Raw genomic sequence first — 14,988 nt, 5'->3', positions numbered from 1 at the left:
CCGTACAATTCGTACTGCCTGCGGCTCGCCGCCTGATGAGGAGAAATAATTGCTTCAGCTATAAAAGCGGCAATGATAAGTGCTATCCATTGGCAATTCAAGGTTTTTTTATCGCCACCTAATCGAGATAATGCGACAGCGGCTTGCCTCATCCCACCCGGAGCAATCATACAAGATAAACGGCTACCTGAAAATTTCAGGTAGCCTTTTGCTTATTCGCTAAAATTGTTTATCTACGACAAGGGGCGCGGCGTAAGTGCGAGTAGCGGCTGATAACGCTGCTGATACCGGCTGCGGCACTATCGTCCACGTTCATAAACGTTACCTGCATTTTGGATTCGCCCAATTCGGCGGATTGGTCGCCGCCGCTTGAGCCAGTGCGGATGATTTGCGGATTGAGGCCGGCTTGGCGGGCTCTGGCAGCAGTTTGCTCGGCCTGCTGTTCGCTGCCAAACGAGCCGAGGCTCATGCGACCGCCGGCTACGCTAGCGTTGCGGAAGCCCTGCGAGCGCACTTTGGCGGTGAATTCCTGCACGTCGCCTTCGATGGTTACGCTCACTTGGTAGCGTTCGCTGCCGCGCTGCGGACGGCCGGAATCGCGGCGGCGCTCCACCACGCGGGTGGCGGCGTGCGGCCAGCGGGCGAGCAGGCCTTTGATGCGGTGATAGTCGTCTTCCGGCAACACGGCCACGGCGGTGCAGGCGGTGTTGGGCGCGCGGATGCCGCTTTCGGGGGTGGGCTTGGGCTGGGTTTCGCCGGCAGATTTGGCGGGGGCGGCGGGGCGGCTCAGGGAAGCGGGCGGGCGCGGGCGGCCTGTGTCCAACGGCGGCACGGGCGTGGCCGGTTGCTGCGGGGCGGCGGGCTGGGCGGGGGCGGTTTGCACCACCACGGTGGTGGGCTGTGGCTGTTGCTGCTGCACAACGGGCACGGGCTGCTGTTGTTGCGCCATGCGCGTTACCAGCATCCCGCCGAAAACGATGATGTTTAATGCCACCAAAACGGCAAACAGCCACTTCATATTTGTGCAGCCCAGTTGAGTAATCCGTGAAGCACGAGATTATCCACAATTTGAATGGGGTTGTCCAAAGCAAATTGTTCAGGTAGCCCTTGTTTTACCTTGGCGGCACCGCCGCCGGTGATGATCACGGCCACGGTTTGGCCGGGGTGTTTCTGCTGCAGGCGGGTGTGCATCAGTAAAACCGCGCCGCAGATGGCATCGAGCATGCCGCCGGCCATGGCGTTGGCGGTGGTGGTGCCGAAGGGGTAGGCGCGGCCGGTGGGGCGGTTGAGGTTGGCGGTATGTTGTGCCATCGCCTCTTTCATCAGGTTGAAGCCGGGCATGATGCTGCCGCCCAAGTAATGATTGTCGGCGGTAAGCGCGTCGATGGTTACGGCGGTGCCGCAGCTCACCACCACGCAGGCGTGCTCGGTGAACAGGCGGCTGCCGAGGATGTTGAACCAGCGGTCGGCACCGTGTTCGCTCACGCGGCGGTAGTGGTTGCGGATGCCCAAGGCCTGCGGCATGGAGCCGAGCCATTCCGGCTCGCGGCCGAGTTGTTCGGCCACGGCCTGCTGTTTGGCTTCGTCGCACACTGCCGAGCCGATGATGCGCACGTGTTCGCCGCCGTGCTGCCGCCAGCTGTGGGCAAGCGGCTCGAGATTCCAATAGGCCGCCTTGTCTGCAGCCGTGATGCGGCCATTTTCCACCCATGCCCATTTGAGTTTGCTGTTGCCGGCATCGAGCAGCAGCATTTTGTCTTGTTTGCCATCGGGCGCTGCGGCATTTTGATTGTGTAGCGGGCGCAGGCTGATTTCGCCGCTCACCACATGATGCTCCGTGCCTTCGGCATCGCGAATCCGCAACGCACCGCCCTCATCTACGCCCAAGGCCGTGCCCTGCAGCAGGATTTGTCCGTCGCGCAGCAGGCGCACGGGCTGTTTTTGGTCGCGGTGGCAGGCGTGGTAACCAGCGAGGAAGGGAGAGAGGCCTTCACGGTCAAACTGCTCGAAAGTATCCGCCAGCTCGGGCAGCAGGCGTTCGGTGAGGCGGCTTACGGCGATATTGGGCGCGCTGCCCTGCACGGCTTCGGCATCGGCCACCGCTTTAGGCTGCACAAAATTGATGCCGATGCCGATCACAACCGCGGTTTGGCCGTTGCAACGCACGGTTTCCGTCAGGATGCCGCCCAGCTTTTCGCCGCCGATGACCAAATCGTTTGGCCATTTAATCTGCGCGGGCACGCCCAACTCACGCAGCACGCGGCAGCAAGCCAGCGCAGCAGCGAGCGTGAGGCCGCCCAACTCGGCCGGCGGACGGGAAAAACACCAACCGGCGCTGAACATCAGGCATTCGCCGATGCGACTCTGCCAGCTACGCCCTTGGCGGCCTCGGCCTTGGGTTTGATCGTGCACAAACACGATGCGGCGGTGGATCGGGCTGCCTGCTTTGGCTTGGGCGATGAGGTAGCTGTTGCTGGAGGGGTGCTCGTGCAACAATTCGGCCTGCCAGCCGGCGGCTGCAGCCTGCTGTTGCAAAATGGCGTTGTCCAAAATCGCCAGGGGGCGCACCAGCCGCCAGCGGCCGTCTTGCTGGCGCAGCAGGCCGCGGATGTGCGGCGGCACTTGCTGCCAGAGCGCGTTGAGCTGCGGCGGCTTGCGGCCGATGCGGCGCGCCAGCTCGGTAACGTGGTGTGGTCGGCCGTCTGCCAAGGCGGCCAGCAGCTGCCAGTGCACGGCCTGCATCATGAGCTTTGCTCCGCGGCACGGATTTTGGCCAGGGTTTGGGTGGTGGAAGTTTGGTGCAGGAAGGGGATGGAATACACTTGGCCGCCGCGCGCCAAGGTTTCGGCGGCGCCGACGATGTTTTCAGGTAGCCAGTCGCCTCCTTTCACCAAGATATCGGGGCGCACCAATTCGATGAGTTCGGCCGGGGTGTCGCTGTCGAACCAGGTAACCAAATCCACGCTCGCCAGCGAAGCGGCCACGGCGGCGCGGTTGGCCAGCGGGTTGATGGGGCGGTCGCTGCCTTTGCCCAACCGGCGCACGGAAGCGTCGGTATTGAGCGCGATCACCATCGCCGCGCCGAGCGCGCGGGCTTGGGCGAGGTAGGTAACGTGGCCGCGGTGCAGGATATCGAAGCAGCCGTTGGTGAACACCAATGGTCGCGGCAGCCCGGCCAATTTCCCGGCCAGCGCTTCGGGCGGGCAGATTTTGCGTTCGAAATCGGGGGTGGGCCAGGCAGTCATGGCAGCTCTTCCAAGATAATAAAGCGCGGATGATACCATTTCCGCGCCGCCGCTTGGTGTTGGGCGGGCGGGAATTGCCGTATAATCTGCAGGCTGTTTTCAGGTAGCCTCCCGTTTCAGCTAGCCTCAAACGGCGTTTCCTAAAGGCTACCTGAAACCCATTCACTCCCAAGCTCACATCATGATCCGTTTCGAACAAGTTTCCAAAACCTATCCCGGCGGCTTCCACGCCCTGCAAAACGTCAGCTTCAAAATCAGCAAGGGTGAGATGATTTTCGTGGCCGGGCATTCCGGCGCCGGCAAATCCACCGTGCTCAAGCTGATTGCCGGCATCACCAAGCCCACTTCCGGCAAAGTGTGGATGAACAACCAAGACCTCGGCACGCTCAACGACAGCCGCCTGGGCTATCTGCGCCAGCACATCGGCCTGGTGTTTCAAGACCACAAAATCCTGTTCGACCGCAACGTGCTGCAAAACGTATTGCTGCCGCTGCGCATCATCGGCTACGACCGCGCAACCGCCGAAAAACGCGCCCGCATCGCCATTGAAAAAGTGGGCTTGGGCGGGCGCGAAACGGCCGATCCGATCACCCTGTCCGGCGGCGAACAGCAGCGCCTGTGCATTGCCCGCGCCGTGGTGCACCAACCCGGGCTGCTGATTGCCGACGAGCCCTCCGCCAACCTCGACCGCGCCTACGCGCTCGATATTATGGAGCTTTTCAAAACCTTCCACGAAGCCGGCACCACCGTCATCGTGGCCGCCCACGACGAAACCCTGATGGCCGACTACGGCCACCGCATTTTGCGTTTGCAGGAAGGCAGGTTTGCCGCATGAAACACTATCTCTCTCTGCATCTGGAAGCCGCCTGCCAGGCCTTTGGCCGCCTCGTGCGCCAGCCCTTGGGCACATTGATGGTGCTGCTGATGCTGGCCGCCGCCATGACCTTGCCGCTGATGCTCTATTTAGGCGTGCAAAGCAGCACCGAAGTGCTCGGCCGGCTCAACCAAGCCCCGCAGATGACAATCTACCTCACGCCCGAAGCCGCCGAGGCCGACATCGCCGCCATCCGCGCCAAGCTGGCGGAAGACAGCCGCATCGAAAAAGCCGAATACGTAAGCAAACAGCAGGGCATGGCCGAGCTGCAGCAAGCGTTTCAGGGGCAGGATTTGGTGTCGATGCTCGATGCCAACCCACTGCCCGACGCCTTCGTGATCACGCCCAAAGACGGCGCCACCCCCGAAGAGCAAACCGCCCTGCGGGCCGATTTGGCCGCGCTGCCCAAGGCCGAGAGCGTGCAGATGGATGCCGAATGGATGCAAACCCTGTTCCAAATCAACGAATTCGTGCATCAAGTATTCCGCTTTTTGGTGATCACGCTGGGCGCGGCGCTGGTGTTGGTGGCGTATAACACCAGCCGCCTGCAAATCCTCAGCCGGCGCGAAGAAATCGAGATCACCAAGTTGTTGGGCGCACCCGCTTCCTTCATCCGACGGCCTTTCCTCTATCAGGCCTTGTGGCAGGGCGTACTGTCTTCCGCCTTGAGCCTGGTGCTGTGCGGCTGGCTGATGCGCAGCACCCGCCCGCTGGTGGACCGCATTTTCAGCCCCTACGGCCTGAACTTAGACTGGCGTTTCTTCCACGGCTGGGAAATGGCCGTGATTATCGCCGTGGTGTGCGGCCTGGGCATGGCCGGTGCCTGGCTGGCCGGCAGCCGGCATTTGCAGGAATTCAAAGCCAAGAGCCATTAACCGCAAAGGCTACCTGAAAGCCCTATCAAATCATTTTCAGGTAGCCTGATGCCATACCGATAAAGGCTACATGAAAACCCAAAAGCTCCGATAAGCCGCAGCCCCTTTGGCATAAAGTTTCAGGTAGCCTTTAATCACGCCATAAAGCTGCCTGAAAAGCGGAAACCTCTTATCAATCAATCTTTAGCCAACTCTATCCTTCTCTTTTCCCAGCCCGCCCTTTTTTCCCTCAAACCGCAATCTGTTACAATCGCTCCCCCTTTTTTTTTCGTGAGGCTACCTGAAAAGGTGGCCGCTGTTTTTCGCACATCCGCTGCCGGCTTTGGCCGGAGCAACAAAAAGGAAGCCCATGTTCACACGCAAACCACAACACACGCTACCTGAAACCATCAGCCGTGCCGCCGCCGAAGGCAACGCGCTGGGTGTGTTGCAGGCAGTGGTGACTTGGCTGCGGCAGGGCGGCGCGGCGGGCGCGCCGGTGCGGTTCGGCATCCTGTGCAGCCATTTGCGGCAGGAAGGCGAAGGCAAAACCATCGCCACCCTGCTTTGCCGCTGGCTCTCCAGCGTGCGCGTGTATCCCACCCTGATCACCATCGGCATCTTCTCCCGCTCCGGCTTCGGCCACGAATTCCGCCACCGCCTCTACGAGCGCATCAATCCCGCCTATAAAGACTGCAACAACCTGCGCGACGTACTCACGCTGCTGTTTTGCGGCGGCAACGACGGCGAATGGCTCGCCGCCATCCCGCTTTCCGCCTGGCTGCGCCTCCTGAGCACCATCCAGCGGCAAACCGAGCCCGCCGTGCGCGAAATGTGCGGCCGCCACCTGCGCGACGAAAGCCTGTATGCCGTGGAAATGCTCTCCATTTGGGTGGCCGCCGAAGACCTCGACCACGACCTCATCCGCCTCGAGCCCAGGCTGCTCGATGTGGATTCGCCCTTCGTCAGCCTGATGCGCGAAGTATCCGACTGGCTCGACTTCCAACGCAGCCGCCAGCCCGGCTCCCGCACCACCTATGATGCCAGCCATTTAAACGTGATGCTGGCGCAATGCCGCACCCTCATCGAACGCCTGCAGCGCAAAGGCACCGGTGCCGGCGCCGGCTCTTCCATGGCCGTGGCGCATCTGCTGCAACGCCTCCAGCAAACCCTCACCCGCATGGAGCGGCTCATGGCGCTGTTTGCCGCGCGCAACCGCACCCAAAGCCTGCTGCGCACCCTACTCCTGGCCAACGAAATCGCCGTGGCCGTGGTGGCACAGCGGCGCATCATGCCCCTGTGGCGCAGCAACGTGAAAATGCTCGCCCGCAGCATCAGCCAAAATTCCAGCCGCCACGGCGAACACTACATTACCCGCAACCGAAGCGAATACTGGGGCATGCTGCGCTCCGCAGCCGGCGGCGGCGTGCTCATCGCCCTGATGGCGCTGCTCAAAATCCACATCGGCAGCCTGCCCGGCGGCCACCTCTACCACGCCGTGCTCGCCAGCCTCAACTACGGCATCGGCTTCGTGCTCATCCACATGCTGCACTTCACCGTGGCCACCAAACAGCCCGCCATGACCGCCGCCCGCTTCGCCCAAGCCGTGGAACGCAGCAGCAGCGGCCGCGCCGTAAACCAGAAGCTCGCCCAGCTATTGATTGACGTAATCCGCTCACAGGGCGTGGCCGTGTTCGGCAACGTAGTCGTCACCGTGCTGCTTGCCGTTTTTATCAGCCACGCCTTCGCCCGCCATTTCGGCAGCCCCCTGCTGGATACGGCCACCACCGCCTACCAGCTCAAATCCCTCGCCGTATTCAGCACCCCCGCGCTTTTGTTTGCCGCCATCGCCGGCGTGTGGCTGTTTTGCTCCGGCATCATCGCCGGCTTCTTCGACAACCGCGCCGACTACCTCAACCTCAAACTGCGCCTGCGCGAACACCCCCTGCTCAAACGCATCCTGCCCGCCGCCTGGCGGCAGCGTTTGGCCGACTACATCCACCACCACTACGGCGCCATCATGGGCAACTTCTGCTTCGGCTGGCTCCTCGGCATGACCGGCTACCTCGGCCACCTCACCGGCCTGCCGCTCGACATCCGCCACGTTGCCTTCTCCTCCGCCAACCTGGGCTACGCCGCCGTGAGCGGCGACATCGGCTTCTTCTCCTTCTCCGCCTATTTATTGATGGTGCTGCTCATCGGCGCGGTAAACCTGCTGGTGAGCTTCTCCATCACCCTGTGGGTAGCCCTGCGCTCGCGCGACGCCGTGCTGGACAACCCGCTGCAAATCATCGGCAACACCGTCTCGCTGGTGAAACAAAAACCCAAAAGCCTGTTCTTCCCGCCCGGCGACACGCCCGAAGCCGAGAAAAAGCCCGCCGCGCCGGGCAAATAGCGGCATAGGCGGGCAGGGAAAGGCTACCTGAAACCACTTGAGCATAACGGCCGTCACGCCCACGCTGCGCTGGCCATAACCTATTTTTTATAGGGATGAACGCATGGATACCCAAAATTATCTTGTAAAAATCTCGTCGAAATTACGTGATATTAATGGTTCAGAATTAAAATATTCTCCCGGATACGAAGTTAAAAAAATCCCGACCTTAAAAAAAGGGGTCTACAGAAAGGCCTCCCCAATGCTATCCGTTAGATATTGCCAATATTCATCAATTTTAGACGCCACACATGGCGATTGGCTTTCCATTAGCGAAATGGAGGACTTATGGCTTCCTTACAAACAGATAAATAATGAAAGAATAAGCGGCATAAAACGTTCTTTGAGATCAAACATCAAAGAATGGGATAACAATGCGGGAAGCATTTTCCAACACGACAGATTATCCTTATTTGCAGGGAGTGCTTATACTTATGAACAAGTCTATCTTCTGTGGTTAGATGATTATATTGAGCCGCAGATTTGGGTTTACGATGCCAATGGAAATTCACGATTTGACAACCTTGATGATTATTTAATCGCCTTTTTAAAAGGTAATTCATACGAGCATAGTAAACCAATGATTTGGTAACCGTGAAATATGGCAATCTCCGGCCATACTTGTTTGTTTAAACACAACTTGCTTGTTTAAACTCATGATAAGGAACTGTTATGAACATAGATTTCGCGAAAATAGAAGAATTCTGCACGACCAAGCAACAGCTGAAAGAGGTAGCAAAATTAAAAAAGAAGTTTTCGATTACCAATACAGCTAATAAAACAGCATTGATAAATTTAATATACAGCTTTTTTATTCACGGGAATCTGCCGCCACTTTCGTTACTTGCACCCGATTTATTGACGGTAAAATTTGAGGGAAACTTTAACAAATGGAGCGGCATTGAGATCTTACTCGGCATCCTGTACGCATCGGGGGTCTTGGATGCACAGCAAAAAGAGAGGATGTTCTCCATCTTGGAATCTATCGGCAATTATCCATATGAAGATGAATCACTACGGGAATTTAATAGCATATACCTGAATAAGAAATTATCTCTATATGGGGTCAATAAGTATATCGACGAAATACAGAAAGCCGTTAATGAAAACGAAGATAGATATGAATATTCAATGCGTCTTGGGCTGATTTCCGCCGCTGCCATCGTTCAGGCGATCAATAAGGCTGCCGACACGGAATTAGAAGAAAAAATGAATGAGATTATTCGAGAACAGAAAACGTTGCTTACCGAAGCTAGGCTGTTTAAATACAGTTAGCCGCAGCCCGGATTCTTGAACCCGGCATTTCAGGCATGACGACAACAGCTTGCAATCATGGCAGCGTTGCAGGGTTTGTCGGATACCGCTATCCGGGCTACGCTTACTGCCGAGGGGAAAAAAGGCTACCTGAAAATTTCAGGTAGCCTCTCTCTCCGCCGAATCTATTCGTTCCAAGCCATTGCTTCGATTTTGTGCCCGTCCAAATCGCGCACGAAGCAGCCATAGTAGGCGTCGCCGTAGTGCGGGCGTTTGCCGGGCGCGCCGTCTGGCTTCGCGCCGTGGGCGAGGGCGGCGGCGTAGAAGGCGTCCACTTGTGCGTTGTTTTCTGCCAAAAAGGCGATGTGCACGCCGTTGGCGGTTTGCGCGGGCGGCCCGTCGTGGGGCGCCTGAATCCAGAATTCAGGGAAGGCGCGACCATAGGCGATGGCACGATGTTCGCTCAAATCCAGCACGCGGCGGATGCCCAGCGGGGCGAGCACGGCATCATAAAAGGCGACGGCCTGCTCAAATTGATTCGTGCCGAGGGAAACATGCGATAGGGCGCTTTGCAGTTGGGTCATGGCAAACTCCTTTTGCGAGGGTGGAAAACTATTTAGTGATTTTAATTGATTGGGAATGGCGGATTCAAGAATCCGACCTGCGCCCAAGTAAGGGCCACCTGAAAATGCACAACGCTTATTGGCTGCGCCCAAACATCATTTCAGCAAGCGTAGCCCGCATAGATAGGGCATATGTGGAACTCACGCGGTTTTAACCGCATTAAAGCTGCACTCTCAGGCAGCCTGCCGAGGAAATCATGATGGAAGAACCCAAACAAGATCATCACAACGATGCCGTCTCCAAACCACCGTATTCGTGGCGGGTGCTGATTATTTACAGCCTGTTCGGCCCGCCCTTGGGCATAGTGTCGCTCATACTGTTCCTCATAGTGGAGTTCCATGTTGTCGCGTCTGAGCCACTACCTCCCTCAAATCAGTTTTTCAGAAATATGCCAGAATTCTTCCTGGCCAGTTACTGGTTTGGCGGCATTCCCGCCATCCTTCCCGGCCTCTTGGCTATGCTGCTGCGCCTGAAGCGCAACCTGCCCGGCATCGCTGCCGTAACGGCAGCAGGCGCCCTGCTGTCGGTCATCTGTCAGGCCGTCATGTTCGGCATGTCTGGTTCGGATGAGAACTGGATGCTTTTTGGTTGCGGTGCGGCAGCGGCTTTCGTGTTATCGGTATTCCTGCCCAAGCCGTCAAAATAAAACTTCAGGTAGCCTTCTGCCAGCCGCATAAGGCTACCTGAAACCCATCTGAAAAGGACTCCCATGAAATACTGGATAGGCACAGTTTCCAAAGAGCACGTTCTGCGCGGCGTGGCAGGCGGCTTCTGCCAAGTGTGCCACGGCAAAGCCGCGCCGCTCAACCGTATGCAACGCGGCGACTGGCTGCTCTACTACAGCCCGAAAATCCGTTTGGACGGCCACGACAAACTGCAATCCTTCACCGCACTCGGGCAGATTGCCGACGACCAGGCCTACCCGTTTCAGATGAGCGCAAGCTTTATCCCCTTCCGCCGCAACGTGGCCTATGCCGAAATCCGGCGCGAATGCCCGATTGCCGTTATCCGCACGCATCCGGAATGGAAAAAATATGCCGCCCGGCTGCGCTACGGCCATTTTGAAATCAGCGAAGACTTCTTCAACTTCGTGCGCAACTATATGCTGGCAGAATCCGAAACGCCCGCAACCGATGCCCGCCAGGAAAGTTTGTTTTAGCCGCCGCAGGCCGCCCCTGAATCCGACACCCCGCTCAAAGGCTACCTGAAAGTTTCAGGTAGCCTTTTGCACGATTGGCGGATTCAATTCAAGCCAGTACGGCCTTGCCTTGCCATTCTATCCGTACTGCCTGCGGTTTCGCCGCCTTATCCTGGTTTTTGTTCATCCGCCATAACAGCGCCGTTTAATCCTTCAGCCGCTGCGAAATCCTGTTCCACAGGCCGCGCAGCAGGTCGATGTCTTCACGGCTGGGGGAGGCGCGGTTGAAGAGGCTGTGCAGGCGGCGCATCATGCGTTCTTGGTTGCGGCGGTTGGCAAAGCCGGTTTGCTCGATGATTTGCTCCAAGTGGTCTACCATGCCGCGCGTTTGGCTTTGTGTGGCGGGCGTGTGCGCCTGTTGCAGCTGGCTCATGCCGATGCCGGTTTGGCTAAAAATTTCGTAGCACACCACTTGCACGGCCTGGGCGAGGTTGAGCGAGAAATAGGCGGGATTGCCGCTGATGGTGAGCAGGCGGTTGCAGCGCTGCACTTCGTCGATGTTCAGGCCGAAGGTTTCGTTGCCGAATACGAGTGCTACCTGAAAACCTTGCCGCGCGGCCTGCAACAGCTCGGGCACGAGTTCACGCGGGGTGTGCAGCGGGGCGGAGAGTTCGCGGCGGCGGCTGGTGAGGGCGCAGCTCAAGACGGTGTCGGCCAGCGCTTCATCCAAAGTGGCCACAATTTGCGCCTGCTCCAGCACGTCGCGCGCGCCGGAAGCGAGAATGAAGCTTTCTTCCGGCAGCCGGAACGCGGCGGCCCGGGCGGCATCGAAGGCGGGCGGCTCGGGGGTCATCGGCGTGGCCATCAGGTTGGGCGCGACCAGGGTGAGGCGGCTCAAGCCCATGGTTTTCATGGCGCGGGCGGCGGCGCCTATGTTGCCGGGATGGCTGGTGCGGGTGAGCACCACGCGGATGTGGCGCAGATAGTCGGGAACGGTGGGGGTGTCTGTCATATCAATTATCAATCGGTTTCAGCCGTCCGGGCTTCACGCAGCGGCAAAGACAAACGGTGTTTATGCTTCGGCTCGATGCCGCGAAACAGCGCGGTCAGTGCGGCGTGGTCGGCGGCCATGTCGGCGGTGGGGGTAAACAGCGGCAGGAAGCGCACTTCACGCCGCCCGTAGTCGATCGCCACCGGCAACACCGGCACACCGGCGTCGCGGGCAATCCGCCAGTAGCCGCTTTTCCATTTGGGCGCGGCGTGGCGCGTGCCTTCCGGTGAGATGCCGAGAAACAGCTGCCCGCTGCGGTGAAAGGCAGCCACGGCTTCGTCCACCACGCCGCCGGCGCGTGCCCTATCCAGCGGCATCACGCCCGCCCAGCGCAAAAACGCCGCCAAACCGGGCACGGCAAACAGGCTTTTCTTGCCGAAGATGCTCATTTTCAAATCCAAAGCCAGCATGGCGGGCAACACATACAGCCCGTCGAAATTCGACGTGTGCGGCACGGCCACCACCACGCATTTGGCCACATCCGGCACGCTGCCTGCGACGCGCCAGCCCAACAGCCGGAGCAAAGCGGCCGCCACTCGGCGGCTGATTCCGCCGCCCCGGCGCGGCACTTGCGGCGGCAGCGGCATCATGCGTTGTCCTTTTCCGCCAAAATCCTCGCCACGGTGTCCACAATCACCTGCGTTTGCGGATCGATTTCCACATTCACCCGCTCGCCCGCCCGGCGGCTGCCAAACAGCGTGCGGCTCAGGGTTTCGGGGATGAGGTGGACATTAAATTCGCTGTCGCTTACCGTGCCGATGGTGAGGCTACAGCCGTCCAGCCCGATGAATCCCTTAGGGAAAACATAGCCTTTCAGATTTTCAGGTAGCCTAAACCACACGGTGCGGTTCAGCCCGTTCGCTTCGATGCGGCTGATTTCGGCGGTGGCGGTGATGTGGCCGCTCATGCTGTGACCGCCGATTTCGTCGCCGAAGCGGGCGGCGCGCTCGATGTTTACCTTGTCGCCCGGCTGCAATGCGCCCAGATTGGTTTTGGCCAGCGTTTCGCCCATCAGGTCGAAATCCGCCGCGCCGTTTTCGTGTACGCGGGTGATGGTGAGGCAGCAGCCGTTGTGCGCAACCGATGCGCCCACGCGCAAATCGGCATCCGCACCCTCGGGCAGGCGCACGGTGTGGCTGCGGAAATCGGGCGCGCGCTGATCCACGGTCAGCACTTCGCCCAAGCCTTGTACGATTCCTGTAAACATGGGTTCTCCTTGATTATATTGGTCTTACAACGGAATAAAGGCTACCTGAAAATACCAAATCTGTTTTTCAGGTAGCCTTTCCTCAACGCACTTCCTGCCGCCTAATCAGCCAGGCGGCGGCGATGGCGAATACCGCGCCGGGCAGGATGGCGGCACCGAGGGGCGGCATGTTGGAGAGTTGGGCGATGTAGCCGGAGAGCAGGCCGGCGAAGTGGAAGGCGAGGCCGAGGCAGATGCCGAGAAACAGGCGCACGCCGATGTTGCCGTGGCGCGAGCTTTGCGGCGTGAAGGCCAGCGCCACCAAGGCCATTACCGTGCAAATCAGCGGGTAGAGCAGCTTGCGCCACCAAGCGGTGGCATAGGCGGCGGTTTGCTGGCCGTTGCTTTGCAGGTGGTCGATATACATTTTCAGGCTGTGGGCCGACATTTGGTCGGTGTCCACCAAAAGCACGCCGAGCAGCTCCACGCCCACGTCGCTGGGCCATTCTACGCTGGCAAGCCGTTCGGTTTGGGTGCGATCGGCGGCAATATGGGTGCGCGCCACCTGTTTGAGCGTCCAAGTGCCGTTGCCGTTTACGAGGCCTTCATCTGCCTGCCAGGCGGATTCCAGTGCGGCGTGTTGGTTGTAGCGGTAGATGCGGATGCCGAGCAGGCGGCCGTCGGGCAGCATTTCGCGCACGTTGATGTTGTCGCTTCCCTGCCGAAACCACAGGCCGCTGCCGCCTAGGCTCACGGTTTGCTGCACGGCGTGCAGGCGCAGCCGCTCGGCGCGTTGTTCCATATACGGGGCAACCCATTCGCCCAAAGCCACGCCGAGCAGCCCGGCCAGCAAGCCTACCGAGGCTACGGTGGTAATGATGCGCTTGAGCGAAGCGCCGCTGGTGCGGATAACTGTCCATTCGCTGGCGGAGGCGAGCTGGCTTAAGGCGGCCAGGCAGCCGATGAGCACGGCCAGCGGCAGCAGGGTATACATATGCCCGAACAGGCGCATACCCACATACAGAATCAGGGTGAGCACGGTGTAGTTGCCGTCGCCCACGTCGTCCACGGCATTAATCACTTCAAAAAACGAGAACAGCGCCACTAAGGCCAAGAGCGCATACAGCGTAGCCATGCCTAAACGGCGGATCAGATAACGGGTGAGCAGTTTCATGCCGGCTTGCCTCCCAAGGCCAGGCGCAAGGCCTGCCAAAACGGCCGCGAAGGCTGGCTGCGCACGCGCAACAACAGCACGGCCAGCATCAGCATCAATAGATGCGGCACAATCAAACCCGGCCACAGCGGAATCTTGCCGCTGCTGATGCCGTCGCGCACCAGCGTGAGGCCGTTTTGATAGAGCAAAAATATGCCGATAGCGCTTAAAAGGCTGTAGCTGCGGCCGCTGCGGTTGTCCATATAGGAAAGCGGCAATGCCAACAGCGCCAAAATCAGCACGCTTACCGGCATAGTGATGCGCCACATCAATTCGCCGCGCAAGTCGGGGTTGGTATTGCCCCACAGCTTGGCGGTGGGCACGGTGCGGCGGTGGATATCGCGCTGCACCAGCTTGGGCGCGGTGCCCACTACCAAATGCAGGCGCTCAAACGATACTTCGTCGTAATCGGCCATACCTGGCGTGCCGCTGTAGCGGCGGCCGTTAAACAATTCCAGCGTGCGCTTGTTGTCGGCTTCGGCAAAGCGGCCGCGTTCGGCAGTAATCAGCGTATCGCGTCCCTGCGCGTTTTGCTCACGGATAAACAGATTGGCCGCCTCGCCGCTGCCGGCATCGAATTTTTCCACAAAATACACGCGCGGCGTGTTGCCGCCAAACTCCTGAAACACACCCGGGCGAACCATAGAAGTATCCTGCCGCCGCTTCAGCACTTCGGCAAATTCGCGGCTGCGCGCATCCGCCCACGGCATCACCAGCATCGATACCAATGCCGTGAGCAGGGCGAAAGGCACGGCAAACGCCATCAATGGCCTAATCCAGCCGTAAAGCGATAGGCCGGAAGAAAGCCATACCGCCATTTCGCTGTCGCGCCAATAGCGGGAAAGCACGGTAAGCGCACTGATATAGGCGGTAAGGATGAGCACGATGGGCATCAGTGCCACCGTCCAAAACGCCACCAGCGTGGCCACCGCGTCTGCCGCCACCTTGCCGCCGGCCGCGCCGCCCAACAGCTTCACTGCCTGCACCGCCACCAATGTGGCCAAGAGCAGCACGAATACGCCCATCGCCGTTTGCGATACTTCTTTAATGAATTTTCTCTGATAAACCATATTGTTCCGTAGTTATTCCGGTTTCAGGTAGCCTGAAGCAGCCGG

At 59.3% G+C, this 14,988-nt stretch carries 16 protein-coding genes; 7 read left to right on the top strand and 9 right to left on the bottom strand.

Annotated elements, in window-relative coordinates; translation table 11 throughout:
* Window positions 1-229: 229 nt before the first annotated feature.
* Genes ELB75_RS02380 through ELB75_RS02370 form a run of 3 tightly spaced genes read right to left on the bottom strand, consistent with a single transcriptional unit; the run spans window position 230 to window position 3,245 of the window.
* Complete coding sequence (locus ELB75_RS02380) at window positions 230-1,018, bottom strand: SPOR domain-containing protein (protein WP_164726763.1); 789 nt, start codon at window positions 1,016-1,018, stop codon at window positions 230-232.
* Window positions 1,015-2,745, bottom strand: a complete 1,731-nt coding sequence (locus ELB75_RS02375; RefSeq protein ID WP_126982569.1) for a biotin--[acetyl-CoA-carboxylase] ligase — start codon at window positions 2,743-2,745, stop codon at window positions 1,015-1,017. Before ELB75_RS02375 ends, ELB75_RS02380 begins: the two co-directional genes overlap by 4 nt.
* Window positions 2,742-3,245, bottom strand: a complete 504-nt coding sequence (locus ELB75_RS02370) for an adenylyltransferase/cytidyltransferase family protein (RefSeq protein WP_126982568.1) — start codon at window positions 3,243-3,245, stop codon at window positions 2,742-2,744. The genes ELB75_RS02375 and ELB75_RS02370 overlap by 4 nt, the downstream gene beginning before the upstream one ends.
* 181 nt (window positions 3,246-3,426) lie before the next feature.
* Here ELB75_RS02370 and ELB75_RS02365 point away from each other — a divergent pair, with 181 nt between their 5' ends.
* The 5 genes from ELB75_RS02365 (at window position 3,427) to ELB75_RS02345 (ending at window position 8,682) form a co-directional block, all read left to right on the top strand.
* Window positions 3,427-4,080 carry a cell division ATP-binding protein FtsE gene (locus ELB75_RS02365; RefSeq protein WP_003823759.1) on the top strand — a complete coding sequence of 218 codons (654 nt, stop codon included), beginning with the start codon at window positions 3,427-3,429 and terminating at the stop codon, window positions 4,078-4,080.
* Window positions 4,077-4,994 (top strand): permease-like cell division protein FtsX, encoded by a 918-nt coding sequence (gene ftsX / locus ELB75_RS02360; RefSeq protein ID WP_126982567.1) that lies wholly within the window; start codon window positions 4,077-4,079, stop codon window positions 4,992-4,994. The genes ELB75_RS02365 and ftsX overlap by 4 nt, the downstream gene beginning before the upstream one ends.
* A 349-nt stretch (window positions 4,995-5,343) precedes the next feature.
* Entirely contained in the window at window positions 5,344-7,368 is a 2,025-nt protein-coding gene (locus ELB75_RS02355; protein WP_126982566.1) for a site-specific recombinase, read from the top strand.
* Between the two features lie 103 nt (window positions 7,369-7,471).
* Entirely contained in the window at window positions 7,472-7,999 is a 528-nt protein-coding gene (locus ELB75_RS02350; RefSeq protein WP_126982565.1) for a hypothetical protein, read from the top strand.
* Between the two features lie 80 nt (window positions 8,000-8,079).
* On the top strand, window positions 8,080-8,682 hold the full coding sequence (locus ELB75_RS02345) for a DUF6707 family protein (RefSeq protein WP_126982564.1): 603 nt from the start codon (window positions 8,080-8,082) through the stop codon (window positions 8,680-8,682).
* A gap of 164 nt (window positions 8,683-8,846) precedes the next feature.
* Here the strand turns inward: ELB75_RS02345 and ELB75_RS02340 are convergent, their stop codons facing one another.
* Entirely contained in the window at window positions 8,847-9,245 is a 399-nt protein-coding gene (locus ELB75_RS02340; protein WP_126982563.1) for a VOC family protein, read from the bottom strand.
* A 236-nt stretch (window positions 9,246-9,481) separates the two neighbouring features.
* Between ELB75_RS02340 and ELB75_RS02335 the strand changes: the two genes are divergently transcribed.
* Both ELB75_RS02335 and ELB75_RS02330 read left to right on the top strand, forming a co-directional pair.
* On the top strand, window positions 9,482-9,931 hold the full coding sequence (locus tag ELB75_RS02335) for a hypothetical protein (RefSeq protein WP_126982562.1): 450 nt from the start codon (window positions 9,482-9,484) through the stop codon (window positions 9,929-9,931).
* A 63-nt stretch (window positions 9,932-9,994) separates the two neighbouring features.
* A complete protein-coding gene (locus ELB75_RS02330; protein ID WP_126982561.1) occupies window positions 9,995-10,444 on the top strand; it encodes an EVE domain-containing protein in 450 nt (149 codons plus the stop codon).
* Window positions 10,445-10,628: 184 nt separating this feature from the next.
* Here ELB75_RS02330 and ELB75_RS02325 read toward each other — a convergent pair whose 3' ends face one another.
* From ELB75_RS02325 to lptF, 5 genes are all read right to left on the bottom strand, one after another.
* Window positions 10,629-11,435: an RNA methyltransferase gene (locus tag ELB75_RS02325; protein WP_126982560.1), complete on the bottom strand. Its 807-nt coding sequence runs from the start codon at window positions 11,433-11,435 to the stop codon at window positions 10,629-10,631.
* A gap of 8 nt (window positions 11,436-11,443) precedes the next feature.
* Window positions 11,444-12,064 carry a lysophospholipid acyltransferase family protein gene (locus ELB75_RS02320; protein WP_126982559.1) on the bottom strand — a complete coding sequence of 207 codons (621 nt, stop codon included), beginning with the start codon at window positions 12,062-12,064 and terminating at the stop codon, window positions 11,444-11,446.
* Window positions 12,061-12,681 carry a riboflavin synthase subunit alpha gene (locus ELB75_RS02315; RefSeq protein WP_126982558.1) on the bottom strand — a complete coding sequence of 207 codons (621 nt, stop codon included), beginning with the start codon at window positions 12,679-12,681 and terminating at the stop codon, window positions 12,061-12,063. Before ELB75_RS02315 ends, ELB75_RS02320 begins: the two co-directional genes overlap by 4 nt.
* Window positions 12,682-12,763: 82 nt before the next feature.
* Complete coding sequence (lptG, locus tag ELB75_RS02310; protein ID WP_126982557.1) at window positions 12,764-13,834, bottom strand: LPS export ABC transporter permease LptG; 1,071 nt, start codon at window positions 13,832-13,834, stop codon at window positions 12,764-12,766.
* The gene (gene lptF, locus ELB75_RS02305; RefSeq protein ID WP_049259118.1) at window positions 13,831-14,943 is read right to left on the bottom strand and encodes an LPS export ABC transporter permease LptF; all 1,113 of its coding nucleotides are present in this window, start codon (window positions 14,941-14,943) and stop codon (window positions 13,831-13,833) included. The genes lptG and lptF overlap by 4 nt, the downstream gene beginning before the upstream one ends.
* Between the last annotated feature and the right edge of the window lie 45 nt (window positions 14,944-14,988).

The organism is Eikenella corrodens (genome assembly GCF_003990355.1).
In the GTDB taxonomy this organism is placed as follows: domain Bacteria; phylum Pseudomonadota; class Gammaproteobacteria; order Burkholderiales; family Neisseriaceae; genus Eikenella; species Eikenella corrodens_B.
This window is presented reverse-complemented; position numbering and strand designations above follow the sequence as displayed.

Bases quoted from the DNA above. Each gene is read 5' to 3' on its own strand.
- ELB75_RS02380 (WP_164726763.1), bottom strand. From the start codon at position 1,018: ATGAAGTGGCTGTTTGCCGTTTTGGTGGCATTAAACATCATCGTTTTC.
- ELB75_RS02375 (WP_126982569.1), bottom strand. From the start codon at position 2,745: ATGATGCAGGCCGTGCACTGGCAGCTGCTGGCCGCCTTGGCAGACGGC.
- ELB75_RS02370 (WP_126982568.1), bottom strand. From the start codon at position 3,245: ATGACTGCCTGGCCCACCCCCGATTTCGAACGCAAAATCTGCCCGCCC.
- ELB75_RS02365 (WP_003823759.1), top strand. From the start codon at position 3,427: ATGATCCGTTTCGAACAAGTTTCCAAAACCTATCCCGGCGGCTTCCAC.
- ftsX (WP_126982567.1), top strand. From the start codon at position 4,077: ATGAAACACTATCTCTCTCTGCATCTGGAAGCCGCCTGCCAGGCCTTT.
- ELB75_RS02355 (WP_126982566.1), top strand. From the start codon at position 5,344: ATGTTCACACGCAAACCACAACACACGCTACCTGAAACCATCAGCCGT.
- ELB75_RS02350 (WP_126982565.1), top strand. From the start codon at position 7,472: ATGGATACCCAAAATTATCTTGTAAAAATCTCGTCGAAATTACGTGAT.
- ELB75_RS02345 (WP_126982564.1), top strand. From the start codon at position 8,080: ATGAACATAGATTTCGCGAAAATAGAAGAATTCTGCACGACCAAGCAA.
- ELB75_RS02340 (WP_126982563.1), bottom strand. From the start codon at position 9,245: ATGACCCAACTGCAAAGCGCCCTATCGCATGTTTCCCTCGGCACGAAT.
- ELB75_RS02335 (WP_126982562.1), top strand. From the start codon at position 9,482: ATGATGGAAGAACCCAAACAAGATCATCACAACGATGCCGTCTCCAAA.
- ELB75_RS02330 (WP_126982561.1), top strand. From the start codon at position 9,995: ATGAAATACTGGATAGGCACAGTTTCCAAAGAGCACGTTCTGCGCGGC.
- ELB75_RS02325 (WP_126982560.1), bottom strand. From the start codon at position 11,435: ATGACAGACACCCCCACCGTTCCCGACTATCTGCGCCACATCCGCGTG.
- ELB75_RS02320 (WP_126982559.1), bottom strand. From the start codon at position 12,064: ATGATGCCGCTGCCGCCGCAAGTGCCGCGCCGGGGCGGCGGAATCAGC.
- ELB75_RS02315 (WP_126982558.1), bottom strand. From the start codon at position 12,681: ATGTTTACAGGAATCGTACAAGGCTTGGGCGAAGTGCTGACCGTGGAT.
- lptG (WP_126982557.1), bottom strand. From the start codon at position 13,834: ATGAAACTGCTCACCCGTTATCTGATCCGCCGTTTAGGCATGGCTACG.
- lptF (WP_049259118.1), bottom strand. From the start codon at position 14,943: ATGGTTTATCAGAGAAAATTCATTAAAGAAGTATCGCAAACGGCGATG.